The sequence below is a fragment of the Rhodopseudomonas infernalis genome, from assembly GCF_022271405.1.
GTDB lineage: Bacteria > Pseudomonadota > Alphaproteobacteria > Rhizobiales > Xanthobacteraceae > Rhodopseudomonas > Rhodopseudomonas infernalis.
Window position 1 is genome coordinate 1 of record NZ_JAJNAL010000029.1, and the last position, 20945, is coordinate 20945.

Consider the following 20945-nt stretch of genomic DNA (forward strand, 5'->3'; position numbering starts at 1 on the left):
GGGCGTGACGCTTGCTTCAAACAAAACGGCCGCGGATTGCTCCGCGGCCGTTCGGTTATCCGGGTAGTCCCGCGCGCGCGGCGCCGGACCGCTCGACATCAGGTCTTGCTGATGTCGACGTCCTTGGTCTCGGGCAGGAAGATCAGGCCGATCACAACGGTGATCGACGCGAAGATGATCGGGTACCAGAGGCCTGCGTAGATATCGCCGGTCGATGCCACGATCGCGAAGGCGGTCGCCGGCAACAGGCCGCCGAACCAGCCGTTGCCGATGTGGTAGGGCAGCGACATCGAGGTGTAGCGGATGCGGGTCGGGAACAGTTCGACCAGCATCGCCGCGATCGGCCCGTAGACCATCGTCACGAACAGCACCAGGATGAACAGCAGCCCGATCGTCGCCGCGGTGCGCGTCTGGAAGACGTCGAACGGATGCGCCATCTTGATGATCTCGGCGTTGCCGGCCTTCGGATAACCCGCCGCCTGAATCGCCGCCAGCACCGCCGGATTGGAGGTCTTGGCGTCGGTGTAGGGCACTTCGGTGCCGTTCACCGTCACCTTGACGCCGGAGCCGGCCGGAGCCTTCGAGGTCGTGTACTTGACCGACGATTGCGACAGATAAGCGCGCGCGGTGTCGCAAGGCGCGGTGAACACGCGGGTGCCGACCGGGTTGAACAAGTCGCCGCACAGCGCCGGATCCGACACCACCTCGACCTTGACGGTTTCGATAGCGCGTTCCAGCGCCGGGTTGGCGTTGGTGGTGATCGCCTTGAAGATCGGGAAGAACGACAGAGCGGCGATCGCGCAGCCGGTTAGGATGATCGGCTTGCGGCCGATCTTGTCCGACAGCCAGCCGAAGAAGATGAAGAAGAAGGTGCCGAGCAGCAGCGACCAGGCGATCAGCAGGTTCGATGTGTAACCGTCGACCTTCAGGATCGATTGCAGGAAGAACAGCGCGTAGAACTGGCCGGTGTACCAGACCACGCCCTGGCCCATCACGGCGCCGAGTAGCGCGATCAGCACGATCTTGGCGTTGCCCCAGTTGGCGAAGGCTTCGGTCAAGGGCGCCTTCGAGCTCTTGCCCTCGTCCTTCATCTTCTGGAACACAGGGGATTCGTTCAGCCGCAGCCGGATCCAGACCGAGACGCCGAGCAGCACGACCGAAACCAGGAACGGAATGCGCCAGCCCCAATCCGCGAACACGGGTTCGCCCAGCACCGTGCGGGTGACCAGGATCACGATCAGCGACAGGAACAGTCCGAGCGTGGCCGTGGTCTGGATGAACGACGTGTAGTAGCCGCGTTTGCCGGGCGGCGCGTGTTCGGCCACATAGGTGGCGGCGCCGCCGTACTCGCCGCCGAGCGCGAGACCCTGCAGCAGGCGCAGACAGATCAGGATGATCGGCGCCGCGATGCCGATGGTGGCGGCATTGGGCAGCAGGCCGACGATGAAGGTCGACAGGCCCATGATCAGGATGGTGACCAGGAAGGTGTATTTACGGCCGACGATGTCGCCGATTCGGCCGAACACGATGGCGCCGAACGGGCGGACCAGGAACCCGGCCGCGAAAGCCAGCAGGGCGAAAATGTCGCGTGTCGCAGGCGGATAAGCGCTGAAAAATTGCGCGCCAATAATGGCGGCGAGCGACCCGTAAAGATAAAAATCGTACCACTCGAAGACAGTACCAAGCGACGATGCGACAATGACGAAACGTTCGTCTTTTGTCATTCCGCCAGAACGCACCTGCGTCGCGGCATGAGTCGACATTACCGAAGTCCTCCCTCTGACAATGAAAAATGTTGTTGTTTCTTGCCGCACCGCAGCAGCGGGCACAGTACGCTAGGTGACAAGGTAACATCGTCGAGATTGTCAGGCATTACGACTTTCGATCGGTGTTCCGTCTCCGTTCTTGCGCTTGCTCAATGTTTTGCGTCGCAAGTGAGGGCAGGATGGTACGTAGAGGCAGCCGAACGCCTTGCCAGCCGCCGACCTTTAGGGCGACACTTCATCTGACCTGCGCGCGCGCGGGGCTGAAATGCGAAACTGTTGATTATCGCTTGCGCACAAGGGACATCATGAGCACGCTCGCCAGCACGCATTTGATCATTGCCGACGATCACCCGCTATTCCGCGACGCCCTGCGGCTCGCCGTCTCCAGCGTAGTTCCCGGCGCGAAGATTGGCGAAGTCGGTTCGTTCGAGGACCTCACCGCACTGCTCGAGCGCGATGGCGACGTCGATCTCGTGTTGCTCGATCTCAAGATGCCCGGCATCAGCGGGTTCTCTGGGCTGATCTATCTGCGCGCCCAATATCCGGCGATCCCGGTGGTCGTGGTGTCGGCCAGCGACGATGTCGAAACCATCCGCCGCTCGCTGGATTTCGGCGCCTCGGGCTTCGTGCCGAAGCGGTTCGGCGTCGAGAAGCTCGGCGACGCGATCCTGCGGGTGCTGGACGGCGACGTCTGGGTTCCGCCGGATGTCGATCTATCGGCCGCCGCCGACCCCGAGACCAGCAAGCTGCGCGACCGCCTGGTGACGCTGACGCCCCAGCAGGTCCGGGTGCTGATGATGCTGTCCGAGGGACTGCTCAACAAGCAGATCGCCTACGAACTCGGCGTCTCCGAAGCCACCATCAAGGCTCACGTTTCGGCGATCCTGCAAAAGCTCGGCGTCGAAAGCCGCACCCAGGCCGTCATCGCCGCCGCCAAGATCTCCGGCAACCAATGGCGCCACGACGAGCCGGTGGCTTGAGGGCCTGACCGGCTCCGGCCGATCAAGTTACGTCTCTGATTCTCGACTCGTCATGGCCGGGCTCGTCCCGGCCGTCCACGTCTTTGCAGCTTCAGAGCCGAAGATCGCGCGCCGGCGCCCTGGGCTGGATTGCTTCGTCGCTGCGCTCCTCGCACTGACGCGTATAGTTTCCGATCGGCGTTTCCCTATTCCGCCGCCGCTATCGTCTGCTGCGCGTGCCATTGGCTGAGCAGCGCGCGCAGCGAGGCCGCTTTCACCGGCTTGTTCAGCACCGCGATCTCCTCCTGCCGGGCGGCGGCGCGGACGCCGGGGCTGCGGTCGGCGGTGATCAGGATCGCCGGCATCTGTGCGCCGAAGCGGGCGCGGATATCGCGGATCGCCGCGATGCCGTTGCCGCGATCGAGGTGATAATCGACGAGCAGACCGGTGATGCGTCGGTCGGCTGCCTCGATCGCCTTGATGGCGGCATCCGGATCGGCGACCGCGATGACGCTGGCGTCCCAGGTGGTCAGCAGCGTCTTCATGCCGTCCAGGATGGCAGGATCGTTCTCGATGCAGACCACCAGGCTGCCGCTCATCGAGGCGCGCGACAATGGCGTGGCGCTGGTCACTGCCGTGGTGTGGTTGACCATCGCGGCGACCGGCACCGTGACCGAGAAGCACGAACCGCCGCCGCGATTGGCGTCGAGCGCAATGCCGTGATTCAGCACCCGTGCCAGCCGCTCGACGATCGATAGGCCGAGCCCGAGGCCGCGGGCGATCCGCGCGCCCTGTTCGAGCCGGTGAAATTCCTTGAAGATCTCGCCCCGCTTGAGGATCGGCACGCCGACGCCAGTGTCGTAGATGCCGATCCGGAGCGACTGTCCCTGCCGCCGGCAGCCCACCAGGACGCGGCCCTGCGGGGTGTATTTGATCGCGTTGGAGATCAGGTTCTGCATCAGCCGGCGCAGCATCAACCGATCCGACTGCACCGGCAGCGAGCACGGCACGAAGGTCAGTTGCAGCCCCTTGGCACGCGCCGCCGGGGCGAATTCGATCTCGAGCGAGCGCATCAGATCGCCGATGACGAAGCTCGACAGCGACGGCGTCATCGCGCCGGCGTCGAGCCGCGAGATGTCGAGCAGCGCGCCGATGATCTCCTCGATCGCCTCCAGCGATTCGTCGATGTTCTCCACCAGCCGCGAATCCTCGCCGCCGTTCTGACGCTCGACCAGGCTGGTGGCGTAGAGCCGTGCCGCGTTGAGCGGCTGCAGGATGTCGTGGCTCGCGGCGGCGAGGAACCGAGTCTTGGAGATGTTGGCTTCCTCGGCGGTGCTCTTGGCGAGGGCCAATTGCGAATTGAGCCGGGTCAGCTCCTCGGTGCGCTCGCGGACCCGGCGCTCGAGTGTGGCGTTGGCGCGCTCCAGCGCCTCGGCCGCCTCGAAGCTCGGCGTCACATCCGAGAAGGTGATCACCAATCCGCCGTCCGGCATGCGATTGGCGCGCACTTCGATCACCAGATGCCGGTCGTGCAGCCGCTCCAGGAACGGCTCGCCCTCGGTGGTGTAGGAGGCGAGCCGCATCTGGGTCTGCGCCTCGGCGTCGGCTCCCGCGCCGGCGGTGCTGGAGAGGAATTCGAGGATCTCGATCAGCGGCACGCCGATCTGCACGATATGGGGCGGCAGCCCGAGCAGTTCACCGAATTGCCGGTTGGAGCAGATCAGCTGCAGGCCGGGGTTGAACACCGCGATGCCTTGGCGAACGTGGTTCAGCGCCGTCTGCAGAATTTCGCGGTTGAAATGCAGCGCCGCATGGGAATCGTCCAGCAGTTTCAGCGCGGCTTCGGCCGATACCGTGCGCTTGCGCAGCAGCAGCGACAGCACCAGCCGCGACGACGCCGCGCCGATCGACGAGGCGATCAGGTGCTCGGCGTGTTTCAAGAGTTCGAAATCCGCCGGAGCGTTGGGGTCGAGCATCAGGCCGCGGCCGATCGCGAACGCCCGAAACGACTCCCGCGCGCGCTCCGGCCCAAGATACTGGCCCACCGCGCCGACGATATCCTGCACCGTGACGGTGGTGCGCCAGCGCCGGAAAGCCGGGGTCATGGGCGTCAGCGTGTCGGGTACGAACACTTCGGCCTGCAGCCGGTCGATCGACGACGGCTGGCTCAGCAGCGACAGCGCCACATAGGCCAGCAGATTGAGCGACAGGCTCCACACCACGCCGTGCACCAGCGGCGGCAGGTCGGCGCCGAACAGCGCCTGCGGGCGCAGCGCCTCGATGTCCCACGGCCCGTGCTGCAACAGCAGCAGCCCGGTGGTGCTGCTTTCCATGAAGCTCGGAATGAACAGGGTGTAGGCCCACACCACGAAGCCGATCACCATGCCGCCGATCGCGCCGCGCGCGGTGGCGCGCCGCCACACCAGGCCGCCGAAGAAGGCCGGCGCGAATTGCGCGATCGCCGCGAACGACAACAGTCCGATGGCGGCGAGCTGGGTATTGCCGAGCGCGCGGTAGTAAAAGTACGCGAGAATCAGGATGACGAAGATCGCGACGCGGCGCACCGTCAGCAGGAAGCTGCCGAAGCTGCGCTGGTCGTTGCGCGGCGCGCCGTGCCGCTTCAGGACCAGCGGCATCACCAGATCGTTCGACACCATTACGGCCAGCGCGACGCATTCGACGATGACCATCGCGGTCGCGGCCGACAGGCCGCCGATGAACACCCCGAGGCTGAGCAGCGGTGCGTTGGCGTCGATCGGCAGCGCCAGCACGAACATGTCGCTGTCGACCGCACCGAACGGAAACCGCACCAGGCCCGCCAGCGCGATCGGGATGACGAACAGATTGATCAGCACCAGATACAGCGGAAACAGCCAGCGTGCGCGGCTGACCTCGGCGTCGTTGGTGTTCTCGACCACGCCGACGTAAAACTGCCGGGGCAGCATCAGGAAGGCGCAGAACGACAGCACCGTCATGGTCACGAAGGTGGCGGGCGAGGGCGTGGATTCCAGTGCGCGCATCGCCTCCGGCATTTTCATCGCGCGCTCGATCAGCTCGGTCGGGCTGAACATCCAGAAGGTGACGAAGATGCCGGCGGCGAGGAACGCCACCAGCTTGACGATCGATTCGGTTGCGATCGCCAGCATCAGGCCGTGCTGATGCTCGGTGGCGCTGGCCCGCCGGGTGCCGAACAGCACCGCAAACAGCGCCATCGCCAGCGCCACGATCAGCGCAATGTCGCCGACGATCGGGATGTCGGCGATGTTGTGGTCGTCGCCCAGGATGGTCTGCAGCGACGACGCCACCGCCTTGAGCTGCAACGCGATGTAAGGCACCGACCCGATGATGGCGATCAGCGCCACGGTGGCGGCGACCCGCTGGCTCTTGCCGTAGCGCGCCGCGATGAAGTCGGCGATCGAGGTGATGTTCTGCGACTTCGCCAGCCGGATCACGCGCCGCAGCAATGGCGTCGCGACCGCGATCAGCAGGATCGGGCCGACATAGATCGCGAGGAAGTCGGCGCTGGTGCGGCTGGCGAAGCCGACCGAGCCGAAGAAGGTCCAGGACGTACAGTAGATCGCCAGCGACAGCGGATAGATCAGGCCGCCGGCGCGTTCGCGCTGCTGCTGCGACAGCCGGTCGCCGATGCTGGCGACGTAGAACAGGAACCCGATATAGGCGAGCGCCGCTGCGATCACGCCCCAATCGTGCAGCATCCGGTGGTGCTCCCTCGCATCAGGCGATTAGTCGGACGCTCCTCGCTGATCGGATACCGGTCTGCCGGGAGCGGTTAGCAGTGTACTCGAGCTTGGAGCTCGAATGAAACAGAACCTGCGAAACACCATATGAGCCGTCATGGCCGGGCTTGTCCCGGCTATCCACGCCTTTGCTACCGTCGGCTCAGTAAGGTGTGGATGCCCCGCACAAGGCCGGGCATGACGGGGAGGGGCGTACCTTTCAATCGTATGAGCCCGTGCTATTCGAAACCAGCGATCCATGTAGAAAGGGCGCCCGCGGCAGGTTTATCCCGTCGCGAGCGCCCCGTTGAATCTAGGCCGCGCAGTTACGCGAAAATTACTCCGCCGCGATCGCCTTGGCGCCGAGCGGCAGCCCGAGTTCTCCCCAGACCTGCACCAGCGCTTCGGCCAGCGCGTCGATCAGCTTGTCGTCGTGATACGGCGACGGCGTGATCCGCAGCCGCTCGAGGCCGCGCGCGACGGTCGGGTAGTTGATCGGCTGAATGTAGATGCCGTGCTGCTCGAGCAGCAGGTCGGACGCCTTCTTGCACTTCTCGGCGTCGCCGACGAACACCGGCACGATGTGAGTGTCGGTCGGCATCACCGGGATGCCGGCGTTGTTGAGCACGGCCTTGACGCGCGCGGCGCGGTCCTGGTGGCGCTCGCGCTCCCAGGTCGAGGCGCGCAGATGCTTGATCGCGGCGGTCGCAGCGGCGCAGATCGGCGGCGGCAGCGACGTGGTGAAGATGAAGCCCGGCGCATAGGAGCGCACCGCGTCGATCACGTCGGCCCGGCCGGTGATGTAACCGCCGAGGCAGCCGAACGCCTTGGCGAGCGTCGCCTCGATGATATCGATCCGCTCCATCACGCCGTCGCGCTCGGCGACGCCGGCACCGTGTGGGCCGTACATGCCGACTGCGTGAACTTCATCGCAGTAGGTCATCGCGTTGTACTTCTCGGCGAGATCGCAGATCTTCGCCAGCGGCGCGGTGTCGCCGTCCATCGAGTACAGGCTCTCGAACGCGATCAGCTTCGGTCGGTCGGGGCCGGCAGCGATCAGCAGTTCTTCGAGATGCGCGGTGTCGTTGTGGCGCCACACCACGCGCTCGCAGCCGGACTGACGGATGCCTTCGATCATCGAATTGTGGTTGAGGGCGTCGGACAGGATCAGGCAGTTGGGGATCAGCTTGCCGAGAGTCGACAGGCCGGTCTGGTTGGAGACGTAGCCCGAGGTGAACAGCAGCGCCGCTTCCTTGCCGTGCAGCGAGGCGATTTCCTGCTCGAGCTGGACCAGCGGATGATGCGTGCCGGCGATGTTGCGGGTGCCGCCGGCACCGGTGCCGATCCGGGTCGCGACTTCGACCATCGCGCCGATGACCTTGGGGTGCTGGCCCATGCCGAGGTAATCGTTCGAGCACCAGATCACGACATCGCGAGGTCCGGAATTGGAATGCCATACGGCCTGCGGGAACCGGCCTGCGATGCGTTCGAGATCGGCGAACACGCGGTAGCGACGCTCGTCATGCAGGCGGGTGAGAGCATCCTGAAAGAACTGATTGTACTGCATCGCGATGACCCAATTGGAACGGACAGAGGCTGACTACGAAGGCGGAGAGGCACCAAACAGCAGCGTCAAACATCGATACGCAGCTGCTTAATTAGAACCCTTCCATCCACGATGTCGAGGCGCAAGTGGACGATTTGTCTGCGCCTGCAGGCACCTATACTGCGCTTTACGCGGGTCAAAGGTTGATGAAGATCAATGAATTGCGGCCAGGTTCCGATTTGTCCGGGATCACTCGGACAAGTCGTCAGCTTGCGTTGAAGCGCAGCACGCCGTCGCTCTGCTGCACGACGCTGAGGCGTCCTTCAGACAGCATGTAGTTGACATGCGCAATCAGTTCGCCGGCGGCAAACCCGGTCTGATGCGGATCGAGCACGTGTTTGTGAAACACCACCGGCACCAGCTCGGCCGACGTTTTCGGCGTGTCGCGGCAGGCGTCCTCGATCACGTCGCAGCGGTCCTGATGATGGTCGGCGAGCTGCTTGATGCGGGTCTTGACGCCGTAGAACGGCAGCCCGTGGCCGGGAAGTACCAGCACGTCGTCCGGCAATGCGGCCGACAGCGCGGCGAGCGACTTCAAATAGGAGCCGAGCGCATTCTCGTCGGGCTCGTGCGCCCAGACGCTGACATTCGGCGAGATCTTGCTGAGCACCTGATCGGCGGACAGAAACAGCTTTTCGGCGGCGCAATACAACATCACCTGATCGGGCGAATGGCCGGCGCCGGTGAAGATTCGGAAGGTGCGCGGACCGATCTGAAGCTCGTCGCCCGCGCTGAGCCGGCGATAGGCGGCGGGTAGTGGCACCGTCTTCTTCAGATAGTCCTGGCCGCGGCCGAGCAACTGGGCGGTGATCGCCTCGTCCATGCCATGGCGCTGGAAGAACTCGCGCGAATTGACGAGGCGCTCTTCGGTGCGGCGGTTCTGATGATAGACGCCCTGCAGATATTCGATCTGCGACATATAGAATGGACAATGGAAGCGCTGCACGATCCATCCGGCCATGCCGACATGGTCCGGATGCGCATGGGTGACGATCACGCGGCTGATGGCAAAGCCCTTGAGCGCGCCGGCGAACAGCGTCTCCCACGCCTCGATGGTGGCGTCGTTGCCGAAGCCGGTGTCGACCATCGCCCAGCCGTCGCCGTCGGCGAGCAGATAGATGTTCACGTGATTGAGCCGGAACGGCAGCTTCAACCGCAGCCAGAGCACCCCGGGAGCGACCTCGACAACCTGGTCGGGGCCGGGATGGCTTTCGAGCGGAAAGCGCAAATCATGATGCGAATGGTCGAGGGCGTCGGTTTTCTTATGCATTTGGCGCAAGCTCCCACATCCGGCATAGCGGGACAAGACCGGCCGCACCAGCCGAAAAACCGCCGGAGCCGCCCGCGCCGGCCGCCTGCCGCCACATGAAAAAAGGCCGGCGGCCTCGCAGCCTCCGGCACATTATATATTCGTCTGGATGCGGGTCCGCGACGATCAGGCGGCGCGGATGCTCGCCAGGAAGGTGTCGATCTCGCCGCGCAGCATCTCGGCTTCGTCGCGCAGGGCGCCCGAAGCCGCCAGGACCTCGGAGGCGGCCGAGCCGGCCTGGCTCGAGGCGGCGCTGACGCCGACGATGTTGCCGGATACCTCGGTGGTGCCGCCGGCAGCCTGCTGAATGTTGCGGGCGATTTCCCGGGTTGCGGCACCTTGTTCCTCGACCGCCGCGGTGATGGCGGTGGTCACCTCGTTGATCGACGTGATGGTCTGGCCGATGTTGCGGATCGCCCCCACCGCCGAATTGGTAACGCCCTGCATGGCGGCGATCTGCGACCGGATCTCCTCGGTCGCCTTGGCGGTCTGGCTGGCCAGATTCTTGACCTCGGCGGCCACCACGGCGAAGCCGCGGCCGGCGTCGCCGGCGCGGGCCGCCTCAATGGTGGCGTTCAGGGCCAGCAGGTTGGTTTGCGAGGCGATGCTCTGGATCAGGTCGATCACCGCGCTGATTCGCTCGGCATTTTCGGCCAGGCCCTGCATTGTGGTGTCGGTCGCGCCGGCTTCCTGGACGGCGCGGTTGGCGATTTCGGCCGATGTCGTCACCTGACGGCTGATCTCGTTGATCGAGGACGACAACTGGTCGGTGCCGGACGCGACGGTCTGGACGTTGACGGAAGTCTCCTCGGCGGCCGAGGCTACGGCGGTTATCATCGCGCTGGAGCGCTCGGCCGTGGTCGCCATGCTCTGCGCGGTGTCCTGCATCGCATTGGTCGAGGCCTGCAGCCTGGCCATTGCGGCCCGCACTGTCGCCTCGAATTCGGCGATTCGCGTTTCAATTCGCGCGGTGCGCTCGGCCTTGGCGGCGCGGTCCTTGTCCTGCTCGTCACTCAGCGCCCGCGCCTTGATCATGTTGTCGCGGAACACTTCGAGCGATTCGGCCATCACGGCGATCTCGTCGCGGCGGCTGCCGCGATCGATCTCGGTATCCAGATTGCCGGCCGACAGCGACTGCATCGAGCGCTGCAGGCCGCCGATTCGGCGCAGAATGCTGCGGCCGACATAGAGCCAGACGAACAACGCCGAGCCGATCAGCGTCAGCGCGCCGAGGCCGATCATGATCTGGGTCGACAGCGCGATCTGATGCTGGGCTTCGGCCGCGGCCGCCGTCGTATCGTTGCGGACGCTGTCGACGAGCTGCTTGACGCTGATGCCGAGGCCGACATTGAGTTTTCGGGTTTCGTCGAGGATCAGGTCGCTATAGTCGTTGGCGTCGATTTCCTTCTGCCGCATCTTGAAGATGCTGGTCTTGCCGTCGCCGAGTGCGAGCAGCTTCTGGGCTGCCGCTTTGATGGCGGCGGTCGTTTCGCCGGCCGGAAGTGCCTCGAGATTGGCGATGACCTGCTGTCTGGCCTGCTTGAACGAGGTTTCCACCGGCTCGAGCGCATCGGCATCCCGCGCCGACAGCGCCGCCATCAGATTGGAAGCGGCGAGGTTGCTGAGCGCGATGACGTTGCCGAGCTGATCGATTCGGCGTCCGGCTTCGGTGGCGTCGTCCTGCGACAGGTTGGCCGACGACAGCACCGCATTCATCTGGGTCTGCGCGTTCAGCATCGCCGGATTGGCAACCGCGATGAACTCGTCATGCGACTGGCGCAGCGAATCGTAGACCTTGTTGTGAGCCTGGGCGAGATCGAGCCGCTCCTGCGCGGCCGCACCGAGGCTTCGGATGGTGTCGGAGATGTTGCGGAGCGTCTCCGACATCGCCGCGACCACGGTTTTGTCCGAGCCATAGCTGGTGAGGTCGGTGAGCTTGTCGCTGGCGGAGGCTTGCGCCTGCTGCATCTGCGCCGAGCGCTGTTTGAGCTGGTCGGACGTGGCCGACACCAGCAGCATCGGCGCCAGGCTGGCGAGACGCTCGCTTTCAGTCGCCAGTTGCAGGCTCGCGGTCAGTTTGGGGATGTCGCGGCTGCTCAGCTCGGTCATCTTGAGGCCGAGGCCCCGCAGGCTGACACCCGCGCCGACGCTGATCAGGATCGCCATGCCGGCGATCACCGCAAAGGCCGCGAACAGACTGCCGCGAAGCCCGAATTGCGGCCTGCGAACGCGCTGCCGCGCGCCCTTTCCCTGTCGTCCAAACATTCCCGCCCCCAACACGCTTTCACTCTGCATTGTCTTGGCCGTGACCAAGCAGAGTGCACTATTGGGCTCGGGGGGTTAACAATTGTGCGATTTTAGACGTGTCGTTTTGAACAGCCTTGCTGAAGATTTAAGCCCGCAGAGCAGTTGGCGCGGCGGGCGATCGAGCGGGCAAATCGATTGGTGCAGACAAACAAAAAGGGCCGGCGCGAGGCCGGCCCTTTTCTCCCCGAGGGGAAGATCTCGTGAGAGATCAGGAGCTTAGAGCTCAGTACTTGGCGACAACCGGGCCACCCCAGTTGAAGCGGTAGTTCAGGCCGGCCTTGACAACGTGCTCGTCGTTCTTGGCGGTGAAGCCCGGAGCGAGGGTGACGTTGCCGAAGTCGTAGTACTGATACTCGATCTTGCCCGACCAGTTCGGAGCGAACAGGTATTCGAGACCGCCACCAACGGTGTAACCGTCGGTCTTGCTGTCCACCGCGACGCCGACGCCATTGAAGGTCAGGCTCGAGGTGTAGTCGGCGTAGGCCCAACCGCCCTTAACGTAGAGCAGCGCCGGACCCCAGGTGTAGCCGAGACGGCCGGTGACCGAAGCCAGACCACGCTGGTTGTCGGCGAACACGAACACCGCACCCGGGGCACCGAAGGCGACCGACTGGTTGGTGCCGCTCAGCCAGGAGTACTGGCCTTCAACACCGAGCACCCAGTTCGGGGCGAACTGCCAGTCGTAACCAGCCTGCACACCGCCGAGGAACTTGCCGTCGTTGCTGGCGGTCACGCCAGTGCCGATCGAGTTGTCGCCCGAGAAGGCGCCGCCGATGTGACCACCGATGTAGAAACCGGTCCAGTTGTAGATCGGCATCGGGGGGGCGTAGGCCGGAGCCTTGGTGTAGGGACGCGCCGCGAGGTCGGCGGCGAGGGCCGGAGCCGCGCCGAGGGCGATCAGCGCGACAGTGCCGAGAAGGATTTTCTTCATTGTGGTTCTCCAGGAGTCTTCAACAGAGGCGACGTGATGTCGTCACCATCTGCCACAGGATTAGCGCGGTCCTGCGTAAAAAGCTGTCACCTGGAGGCAACACTGAGGTTGGAACTAAACGCATGAGTTTCAACAATTTTTCTTGCTTAATGGAACCTAAAAGAAACCTTAAATTGGCCTTAATCGGGTTCCTTTCGAAATTGCCTAGATCGTGTGCATTTCCAGCAATTTTGACCGACTTGCCTATGCCGAAAGCATAGGGAACTAATCCAATACCGTATTCAATATCGTCAAAGCGTCCAACGGTTGATGGCGAGGCTATTTTTGCTGTTATAGTGTAACAGAGGTCGCCCCGGTCTCTTCTTCAAGCGGTCAAGATGGACGCTTCCCACACCAGTTTTTCTCGTCCCGGTGAGGCCAGTTCGGTCCACCTCCCTCGGCCCGGCCATGTGCATGGCGTCGACTCGCCGCACCCGGTGCAGCCGCCGCCATGGTCGATCCTGCGTATGACTGTGGGCGCACGTGTGCTCGCGGCAGGGGCTATCAGTGTGGTTCTTTGGGCGATCGTCCTGCTGGCGATGAGGTGACCTGTGGCCGCGCAGCTTCGGTTTGATAATGTCACCTTGGGCTATGACCGCCATCCGGCCGTCCATCATCTGAGCGGGGATGTCGTGGCGGGCGCATTGCTAGCGGTGGTCGGCCCCAACGGCGCCGGCAAATCGACCTTGTTCAGAGGCATCGTCGGCATCCTCAAGCCGCTGTCCGGGGCGATCGACCGCGGCGGCCTCGATGTTCGCGACATCGCCTATCTGCCGCAAACCGCCGACATCGACCGCACCTTCCCGATCTCGGTGTTCGATTTCGTCGGCACCGGCCTGTGGCGGACCAGCGGCTCGTTCGGCGGCCTCGGCAAAGCGGCGCGGGCCAGGATCGTGCAGGCGCTGGGCGCCGTCGGCCTGTCCGGTTTCGAGAATCGCAACATCGGCACGCTGTCGGGCGGCCAGACCCAGCGGATGCTGTTCGCCCGGGTGCTGCTGCAGGATGCCCGTGTGATCGTGCTGGACGAGCCGTTCAACGCCGTCGACGCCCGCACCATCGACGATCTGGTGGCGCTGATCGGCCGCTGGCACGCCGAGGGCCGCACCGTGATCGCCGCTTTGCACGACATGGACCTGGTCCGCGCCAGTTTTCCCGAGGTGCTGCTGCTGGCCCGTACGGCTGTCGCCTGGGGCCCGACCGACGAGGTGCTGACCGCCGCCAACCAGGCCGAGGCGCGACGGATGTGCGAGGCGTTCGACGACGGCGCCGCCGCCTGCACGGCCGATGTGCCTCCGTCACGGGCCGCATAGTCCATGCTGATTTATCAGGCGTTGATTGAGCCGTTCACCGAATTCGAATTCATGCGCCGGGCGCTCGCCGGCGTGATCGCTCTGTCGCTCGGCGGCGCGCCGATCGGCGTGTTTCTGATGCTGCGGCGGATGAGTCTGGTCGGCGACGCGATGGCGCATGCGATCCTGCCCGGCGCCGCGATCGGCTTCCTGCTGTCGGGGCTGAATCTGTTCGCGATGACGTTCGGCGGACTGATCGCCGGCTTCGCGGTGGCAATCCTGGCCGGCGTGGTGTCGCGCGTCACCGAGCTGAAGGAGGACGCCTCGCTGGCGGCGTTCTATCTGGTGTCGCTGGCGCTCGGCGTCACGATCGTCTCCATGAAGGGCACCAATATCGACCTGCTGCACGTGCTGTTCGGCAACATCCTGGCGATGGACGACCGCACCCTGCTGGTGATCGCCTTCAATGCCACGCTGACGCTGCTGGTGCTCGCCGTGATCTATCGGCCGCTGGTGATCGAATGCGTCGATCCGCTGTTCCTGCGCACCGTGAGCCGCGCCGGTGCGCCGGCACATCTGGCCTTCATGGCGCTGGTGGTGATCAACCTCGTCAACGGCTTTCATGCGCTGGGCACGCTGCTCGCAGTCGGACTGATGATCCTGCCCGCCGGCATCGCCAAATTCTGGGCCCGCGACATCACCGGCATGATGATGGTGGCGGTCGGCAGCGCCATGCTGTCCGGCTATGCCGGGCTGGTGCTGTCTTTCGTCACCCGCGTGCCTTCTGGGCCTGCGATCATCCTGATCGCGGCGGTGCTGTATCTCGCCTCGCTGCTGTTCGGCCGGAACGGCGGCGTCGTGCACAAGCTGTTCACCGGCCGTCATCTCGAGGCGTGAGACCATGATCCGGATTGCTGTCATCGTTCTGTCGCTGCTGGCCGCTGCGCTGCCCGCGCGCGCCCAGGAGCGCATCGGCGTAGTCGCCAGCTTCTCGATCCTCGGCGACTTCGTCCGCAGCGTCGGCGGCGACCGTGTCGCGGTGACCACGCTGGTCGGGCCGACCGGCGACGTCCACGTCTACACGCCGTCCCCGCGCGACGCCAAACAGATCGCCGACGCCAGGCTGGTCGTCATCAACGGACTCGGGCTCGAAGGATGGCTGCCACGGCTGGTGCAGTCGTCGGGCGGCAAAGCCACGATCGTCACCTTGACCAAGGGCATCAAGACCCGCGATGCGGACAAGGACGGCGACGCCCACGGCCACGGCCACGGCCACAGCCACGGCGAGGACGAACACACCGACCCGCACGCCTGGCAGTCGGTGCCGAATGCCAAGATCTACGTGGCCAATATTCGCGACGCGCTGATCGCAGCCGATCCGGCCGGCGCCGCGACCTATCGGGCCAACGCCGAGGCCTATCTGGCCAAGCTCGATGCGCTCGACCGCGAGGTGCGCGAGCAGGTGGCGAAAATTCCGCCCGCCGGCCGCAAGGTGATCTCAACCCACGACGCGTTCGGCTACTTCGCCGACGCCTATGGGGTCAGTTTCATCGCGCCGCTGGGCGTCTCGACCGAGTCCGAAGTCAGCGCCCGCGACGTCGCCCGCATCATCAAGCAGATCCGCGCCGCCAAGATCCCCGCCGTGTTTCTGGAGAACATCAGCGACCCGCGGCTGATCCAGCGGATCGCCGCCGAGACCGGCGCCAAGATTGGCGGCACGCTGTATTCGGACAGCCTGACGGCCGAAAACGGCGACGCCCCCACTTACATTGACATGGTCAGGCACAATATAAGGACGCTGACGAGCGCGCTGGGCCATTAGCGGCACCTGCCGCGCCTATCCCGAGGAGCCCGCCGCCAGGCGGGCTTTCGACGGATCAACCACATTTCACCCGCATCCCCCGAGACACGCGGCGCGCGTGCTCCGCGGGATCGGGGTTTGTTCGGAGCACCTGCCTGATGACGACCGCCGCGACCTCGAAGATCCCCGTCACCGTGCTCACCGGCTATCTCGGCGCGGGCAAGACGACGCTGCTCAACCGCATCCTGTCGGAGAACCACGGCAAGAAGTACGCGGTGATCGTCAACGAGTTCGGCGAGATCGGCATCGACAACGACCTGATCATCGGCGCCGACGAGGAAGTGTTCGAGATGAACAACGGCTGCGTCTGCTGCACGGTGCGCGGCGACCTGGTCCGCATCCTCGGCGGCCTGATGAAGCGCAAGGGCAAGTTCGACGCGATCATCGTCGAGACCACCGGCCTCGCAGATCCGGCGCCGGTGGCGCAGACCTTCTTCGTCGATGAGGACGTGATGGCGAATTCGCGGCTCGATGCGGTGGTGACGGTCGCCGACGCCAAATGGCTGAGCGACCGCCTCAAGGACGCGCCGGAAGCCAAGAACCAGATCGCGTTCGCGGACGTCATCGTGCTCAACAAGACCGACCTCGTCACCCCGGCCGAGCTCGCCGAGGTCGAAGCCCGGATCCGCGCGATCAATCCCTACGCCAAGCTGCATCGCACCGAGCGCTGCCAGGTCGCGCTCGCCGACGTGCTGGAGCGCGGCGCGTTCGATCTCGATCGCATTCTCGAAATCGAGCCGGAATTCCTCGAAGCCGACGATCACGATCATCATGATCACGACCACGGCCACCACCACGACCATGGTCACGGCCTGAGGCACTATCACGACGAGGACATGCAATCGCTGTCGCTGAAGAGCGACAAGCCGCTCGATCCGTCGAAATTCATGCCCTGGCTGCAGCAGCTGGTGCAGACCGATGGCGGCAAGATCCTGCGCTCCAAGGGCATTCTGGCGTTCGCCGGCGACGACGACCGCTACGTATTCCAGGGCGTGCACATGATGCTGGAAGGCGATCACCAGCGGCCCTGGAAGGACGACGAGCCGCGGCAGAGCCGCGTCGTGTTCATCGGTCGCGAGTTGCCCGAGCAGGCGATCCGCGACGGCTTCGCCAAGTGCATCCTGCCATGAGCGCCTTCGACGCTGCGGGCGAGGCCGCTTCGATCGCCTCGGTCACCGATCGCGTCGTCGCGATCGCCACCGGCGGCGCCGTGACGGCGGTGCATTTCCTCGGCGACACCGCAGTGTTCGTCGGCGCCGAGGAGAACGCCGTGCTGGCGACGCTGGATGGCGAGAGCTCGACGGTGGCGCTGCACGGCGGCGCGGTCCTCAGCGCGGTGACCGATGGCAAGCGTCTGGTCACCGGCGGCGACGACGGCAAGGTGGTGCAGCTCGACGCGTCGGGCAAAACCGACGTGCTGGCGACCGACGCCAAGCGACGCTGGGTCGACAATGTCGCGCTGCATCCGGACGGCGCGGTGGCGTGGTCGGTCGGCAAGATCGCCTATGTGCGCGCGCCGAAGGCCGAGGAAAAATTCTTCGAGGTGCCGTCGACGGTCGGCGGCCTCGCCTTCGCGCCGAAGGGGATGCGGCTGGCGATCGCGCATTACAACGGCGTGACGCTGTGGTTTCCCAACATGGCGGCCAATGCCGAATTCCTCGAATGGGCTGGCTCGCATCTCGGCGTGATGTTCTCGCCGGACAACCGCTTCCTGGTCACCGCGATGCACGAGCCCGCGCTGCACGGCTGGCGGCTCGCCGATTCGCGGCACATGCGGATGACCGGCTATCCGGGCCGGGTGCGGTCGATGGGCTGGACGACGGGCGGCAAGGGCCTCGCGACGGCAGGCGCCGACGCGGTGATCATCTGGCCGTTCGCCAGCAAGGACGGGCCGATGGGCAAGGAGCCGGCGATGCTGGCGCCGCTGCAGGCCCGCGTCAGCATGGTGGCGTGTCATCCGAAGAACGACATTCTGGCCAGCGGCTACACCGACGGCACCGTGTTGATGGTGCGGCTGACCGATGGCGCCGAGATCCTCGTTCGCCGCAACGGCGCTGCGCCGATCTCGGCTTTGGCCTGGAACGCAAAGGGCACGCTGCTGGCTTTTGCCGACGAGGAGGGTGCAGCGGGATTGCTTCCGCTGTAAGAGAAAGCCGTTTCCGAGCCCGGCGGTTCTCATGCGCTTCCTTGCGACCTTCCAGACGACCGACTTCTTCGACACGCTGTTCAGCCTCGGCGTCGCCTTCGTGCTCGGCATGCTGATCGGTGCTGAGCGGCAGTACCGGACGCGCGCCGCGGGGCTGCGTACCAACGTGCTGGTGGCGGTCGGCGCCGCCGCCTTCGTCGATCTGGCGATGCATCTGGCCGGTGCCGACGGCGCGGTCCGGGTGATCGCCTATGTGGTGTCGGGCATCGGCTTTCTCGGCGCCGGCGTCATCATGAAAGAGGGCATGAACGTCCGCGGCCTCAACACCGCCGCGACGTTGTGGAGTTCGGCCGCTGTCGGTTGCTGCGCCGGCGCCGATCTCGCCGCGCAGGCGGTGGCGCTGACGGTGTTCGTGATCGCCGGCAACACTCTGCTGCGGCCGCTGGTGAATGCCATCAACCGTATCCCGTTCGATGAGCGTACCTCGGAGGCGACCTATTCGGTCCGGCTCACTGCCGGCAGCGCCGCAGCCGACAAGCTGCGCGACGAACTCGAGGAGCGGCTCGAACAGGCCGATTATCCGGTCGCGGAGGTCGAGGTCGAAGCCGTGGAGCATGGCGACGACAAGGTCGAGATCATCGCCACGCTGGTGTCCACCTCGGTCGAGCCCGACGAACTCGATGCCGTCGTGGCGGATCTCGAACGGCGCCCTGGGGTCGATCACGCTAGCTGGGAAACCAGCACCAAAGATTGATTCACTTTATCGATAAATCCGCAGCTTCGGTCGCGGGTGCGACGTTGGAACCCGGAACGATGGTCGGGCAGGCCTGTTGTCCCCCCGTGCAAGGGATGAGGACAATGACCGAGATCGCGAAACAAAACGGCTTCACGCGGGATCTGCTGCTGGCTGGCTTCCTGATCGTGGCCGGCGTCGGAGTTTCCGGCATTGCGCTGACCCAGGTCGACAGCAGCGGCCGAATGCAGTTTGCGCAGGCAACCCAGCCGACGCAGTCCACGCCCGGCGCCGAGAACAAGCCGACGTCGCCGCCGGCCGATGCCAACAAGTCCGATGCCCGGCCGCACGACATTCCGCCGCAGCCCGCTCGCCCGGACGCCGATGCGGTGCAGTCCGGCGCCAAGCCGGCCCTGCCGCCGGCCCCCGCCGAAAAAGTCGGCGACCCGATTCAACCGAAAGGCGGCTAATCACCGCCGCCAATAAACGAGCGACAATCACCTTCCCGGGCTCGCAATTTGCGGGCCCGTTTTTTTGCCGGTGGTGAGTTGTATGACGCAATCTCGCGCTCCGCGCACGGCGCACCTCTCCCGCCTGCGGGAGAGGTCGACGCGCGAAGCGCGGCGGGTGAGGGCACTCCTATCAACGAGTCGCTGAGTCAGTGCCCGCGTCGCCCTCACCCTAGCCCTCTCCCGCAAGCGGGAGAGGGAGCGCGTAGCGGTCGGGGAGGCGCCTCAGCGCACCAGCACGTTGCGGAACTGCCACGGATCGCTGGTGTCGATATCCTCCGGGAACAGGCCGGGGCGGTCGGTCAGCGGGGTCCAGTCGGTGTAGTAACCCTTCACCGGGCCGAGATACGGCTTCTGCACTTCGAGGCAGCGCTTGTAGTCCATCTCGTCGGCCTCGACGATGCCGGCTTCCGGATTTTCCAACGCCCAGACCATGCCGGCCAGCACCGCCGACGACACCTGCATGCCGGTGGCGTTCTGATACGGGCAGACGTCGCGGGTCTCTTCGATCGAGAGCTGAGAGCCGTACCAATAGGCGTTCTTGGCGTGGCCGTAGACCAGGACGCCGAGTTCGTCGATGCCGTCGGCGATCTCGTTCTCGTCCAGGATGTGCCACTTCGGCTGCATCTTGCCTTCCGCGCCGAACATTTCGTGCAGCGACAGCACGGCGTCATTGGCCGGGTGATAGGCGTAGTGGCAGGTCGGGCGATACACCACGTTCTGGCCGTCGCGCACCGTCAAATAGTCGGCGATCGAGATCGACTCGTTGTGGGTGACGAGGAAGCCGTATTGCGCGCCGGGCGTCGGGCACCACGAGCGAACGCGGGTGTTGGCGCCGGGCTGCAACAGATAGATCGCCGCGCCGCAGCCTTCGGTGTGGGTGCGGCCGTTGTCCGGCATCCAGGTCTCGTGCGTGCCCCAGCCGAGTTCGGCCGGCTGCAGGCCTTCGGAGACGAAGCCTTCGACCGACCAGGTGTTGACGAACACGTTCATCGGCTTCGGGTTCTTGGCGCGCTGGGTGTCGCGCTCGGCGATGTGGATACCCTTGACGCCGAGCTTGTGGGCGAGCTGCGCCCAGCCGTCGCGGCTCTTCGGCTCGTTGTATTCGGTGCCGGTGTCGCGCGCGATGTCGACCAGCGCCTGCTTGACGAACCACGACACCATGCCGGGGTTGGCGCCGCAGGTGGAGACCGCGGTGGTGCCGCCCGGCTGCTTCGCCTTGGCGGTGAGCAGCGTCTCGCGTAGCGCGTAGTTCGAACGCTTCTCCGGGCCGGCGCTCTTGTCGAAGTAGAAGCCGAGCCAGGGTTCGACGACGGTGTCGATATAGAGCGCGCCGATCTCACGGCACATCGTCATGATGTCGACCGAGCCGGTGTCGACCGAGAGGTTGACGCAGAAGCCCTGGCCGCCGCCTTCGGTGAGCAGCGGGATCAGCAACTCGCGGTAGTTGTCCTTGGTGACAGCCTGCTGGATGAAGCGCACGCCGTGCTTCTTGGCGAGTTCGCCGTCCTCGTGCGGATCGATGATCACGAACCGCTTCTTGTCATACTCGAAGTGCCGCTCGATCAGAGGCAGCGTGCCTTTGCCGATCGAGCCGAAGCCGATCATCACGATGGGGCCGGTGATGCGTGCGTGGACGGGATGTGCGGTCAAGATGGAAACTCCGGGAGTGACGAGGTCGTGCTGCCGCGAAGGACTACGGCAACTTCAGGCCCGCGGCAACGATGCTTTGCCGCGGGGATTTTCATAAAAC

At 65.0% G+C, this 20945-nt stretch carries 15 protein-coding genes; 8 read left to right on the plus strand and 7 right to left on the minus strand.

Annotated features, from left to right (window positions below; translation table 11 throughout):
• Positions 1–98: 98 nt before the first annotated feature.
• Positions 99–1763 carry an MFS transporter gene (locus LPW26_RS18000; RefSeq protein ID WP_238736911.1) on the minus strand — a complete coding sequence of 555 codons (1665 nt, stop codon included), beginning with the start codon at positions 1761–1763 and terminating at the stop codon, positions 99–101.
• A gap of 308 nt (positions 1764–2071) precedes the next feature.
• Here LPW26_RS18000 and LPW26_RS18005 point away from each other — a divergent pair, with 308 nt between their 5' ends.
• Entirely contained in the window at positions 2072–2746 is a 675-nt protein-coding gene (locus LPW26_RS18005; protein ID WP_238736912.1) for a response regulator transcription factor, read from the plus strand.
• Between the two features lie 185 nt (positions 2747–2931).
• Here the strand turns inward: LPW26_RS18005 and LPW26_RS18010 are convergent, their stop codons facing one another.
• From LPW26_RS18010 to LPW26_RS18030, 5 genes are all read right to left on the minus strand, one after another.
• A complete protein-coding gene (locus tag LPW26_RS18010; RefSeq protein WP_238736913.1) occupies positions 2932–6441 on the minus strand; it encodes a PAS domain-containing hybrid sensor histidine kinase/response regulator in 3510 nt (1169 codons plus the stop codon).
• Between the two features lie 358 nt (positions 6442–6799).
• Entirely contained in the window at positions 6800–8029 is a 1230-nt protein-coding gene (hemA, locus tag LPW26_RS18015) for a 5-aminolevulinate synthase (RefSeq protein WP_238736914.1), read from the minus strand.
• A gap of 244 nt (positions 8030–8273) precedes the next feature.
• Positions 8274–9338 carry an MBL fold metallo-hydrolase gene (locus LPW26_RS18020; protein WP_238736915.1) on the minus strand — a complete coding sequence of 355 codons (1065 nt, stop codon included), beginning with the start codon at positions 9336–9338 and terminating at the stop codon, positions 8274–8276.
• 165 nt (positions 9339–9503) lie between these two features.
• A complete protein-coding gene (locus tag LPW26_RS18025) occupies positions 9504–11642 on the minus strand; it encodes a methyl-accepting chemotaxis protein (RefSeq protein ID WP_238736916.1) in 2139 nt (712 codons plus the stop codon).
• A gap of 265 nt (positions 11643–11907) precedes the next feature.
• Positions 11908–12615 carry an outer membrane protein gene (locus LPW26_RS18030; protein WP_238736917.1) on the minus strand — a complete coding sequence of 236 codons (708 nt, stop codon included), beginning with the start codon at positions 12613–12615 and terminating at the stop codon, positions 11908–11910.
• Positions 12616–13205: 590 nt separating this feature from the next.
• Here LPW26_RS18030 and LPW26_RS18035 point away from each other — a divergent pair.
• The 7 genes from LPW26_RS18035 to LPW26_RS18065 all read left to right on the plus strand — a co-directional run bounded on the left by LPW26_RS18035 (position 13206) and on the right by LPW26_RS18065 (position 19153).
• Positions 13206–13964, plus strand: a complete 759-nt coding sequence (locus LPW26_RS18035) for a metal ABC transporter ATP-binding protein (protein WP_238736918.1) — start codon at positions 13206–13208, stop codon at positions 13962–13964.
• A 3-nt stretch (positions 13965–13967) separates the two neighbouring features.
• Entirely contained in the window at positions 13968–14840 is an 873-nt protein-coding gene (locus LPW26_RS18040; protein WP_406677833.1) for a metal ABC transporter permease, read from the plus strand.
• A 4-nt stretch (positions 14841–14844) separates the two neighbouring features.
• Positions 14845–15765 carry a metal ABC transporter substrate-binding protein gene (locus LPW26_RS18045; protein WP_238736919.1) on the plus strand — a complete coding sequence of 307 codons (921 nt, stop codon included), beginning with the start codon at positions 14845–14847 and terminating at the stop codon, positions 15763–15765.
• Positions 15766–15902: 137 nt separating this feature from the next.
• Positions 15903–16934 (plus strand): CobW family GTP-binding protein, encoded by a 1032-nt coding sequence (locus tag LPW26_RS18050; protein ID WP_238736920.1) that lies wholly within the window; start codon positions 15903–15905, stop codon positions 16932–16934.
• A complete protein-coding gene (locus LPW26_RS18055) occupies positions 16931–17950 on the plus strand; it encodes a WD40 repeat domain-containing protein (protein WP_238736921.1) in 1020 nt (339 codons plus the stop codon). The genes LPW26_RS18050 and LPW26_RS18055 overlap by 4 nt, the downstream gene beginning before the upstream one ends.
• Positions 17951–17981: 31 nt before the next feature.
• The gene (locus LPW26_RS18060; RefSeq protein ID WP_238736922.1) at positions 17982–18704 is read left to right on the plus strand and encodes an MgtC/SapB family protein; all 723 of its coding nucleotides are present in this window, start codon (positions 17982–17984) and stop codon (positions 18702–18704) included.
• 104 nt (positions 18705–18808) lie between these two features.
• Positions 18809–19153: a hypothetical protein gene (locus LPW26_RS18065; RefSeq protein ID WP_238736923.1), complete on the plus strand. Its 345-nt coding sequence runs from the start codon at positions 18809–18811 to the stop codon at positions 19151–19153.
• A 264-nt stretch (positions 19154–19417) separates the two neighbouring features.
• Here the strand turns inward: LPW26_RS18065 and LPW26_RS18070 are convergent, their stop codons facing one another.
• Complete coding sequence (locus LPW26_RS18070) at positions 19418–20800, minus strand: homospermidine synthase (RefSeq protein WP_238736975.1); 1383 nt, start codon at positions 20798–20800, stop codon at positions 19418–19420.
• Positions 20801–20945 lie beyond the last annotated feature (145 nt).

What these genes read in the sequence shown, in the direction of transcription:
- LPW26_RS18030 (WP_238736917.1), bottom strand. Translation starts at nt 12,615, where the DNA reads ATGAAGAAAATCCTTCTCGGCACTGTCGCGCTGATCGCCCTCGGCGCG.
- LPW26_RS18045 (WP_238736919.1), top strand. Translation starts at nt 14,845, where the DNA reads ATGATCCGGATTGCTGTCATCGTTCTGTCGCTGCTGGCCGCTGCGCTG.
- LPW26_RS18005 (WP_238736912.1), top strand. Translation starts at nt 2,072, where the DNA reads ATGAGCACGCTCGCCAGCACGCATTTGATCATTGCCGACGATCACCCG.
- LPW26_RS18000 (WP_238736911.1), bottom strand. Translation starts at nt 1,763, where the DNA reads ATGTCGACTCATGCCGCGACGCAGGTGCGTTCTGGCGGAATGACAAAA.
- LPW26_RS18020 (WP_238736915.1), bottom strand. Translation starts at nt 9,338, where the DNA reads ATGCATAAGAAAACCGACGCCCTCGACCATTCGCATCATGATTTGCGC.
- LPW26_RS18065 (WP_238736923.1), top strand. Translation starts at nt 18,809, where the DNA reads ATGACCGAGATCGCGAAACAAAACGGCTTCACGCGGGATCTGCTGCTG.
- LPW26_RS18070 (WP_238736975.1), bottom strand. Translation starts at nt 20,800, where the DNA reads ATGATCGGCTTCGGCTCGATCGGCAAAGGCACGCTGCCTCTGATCGAG.
- LPW26_RS18050 (WP_238736920.1), top strand. Translation starts at nt 15,903, where the DNA reads ATGACGACCGCCGCGACCTCGAAGATCCCCGTCACCGTGCTCACCGGC.
- LPW26_RS18055 (WP_238736921.1), top strand. Translation starts at nt 16,931, where the DNA reads ATGAGCGCCTTCGACGCTGCGGGCGAGGCCGCTTCGATCGCCTCGGTC.
- LPW26_RS18025 (WP_238736916.1), bottom strand. Translation starts at nt 11,642, where the DNA reads ATGTTTGGACGACAGGGAAAGGGCGCGCGGCAGCGCGTTCGCAGGCCG.
- LPW26_RS18040 (WP_406677833.1), top strand. Translation starts at nt 13,968, where the DNA reads ATGCTGATTTATCAGGCGTTGATTGAGCCGTTCACCGAATTCGAATTC.
- LPW26_RS18060 (WP_238736922.1), top strand. Translation starts at nt 17,982, where the DNA reads ATGCGCTTCCTTGCGACCTTCCAGACGACCGACTTCTTCGACACGCTG.
- hemA (WP_238736914.1), bottom strand. Translation starts at nt 8,029, where the DNA reads ATGCAGTACAATCAGTTCTTTCAGGATGCTCTCACCCGCCTGCATGAC.
- LPW26_RS18010 (WP_238736913.1), bottom strand. Translation starts at nt 6,441, where the DNA reads ATGCTGCACGATTGGGGCGTGATCGCAGCGGCGCTCGCCTATATCGGG.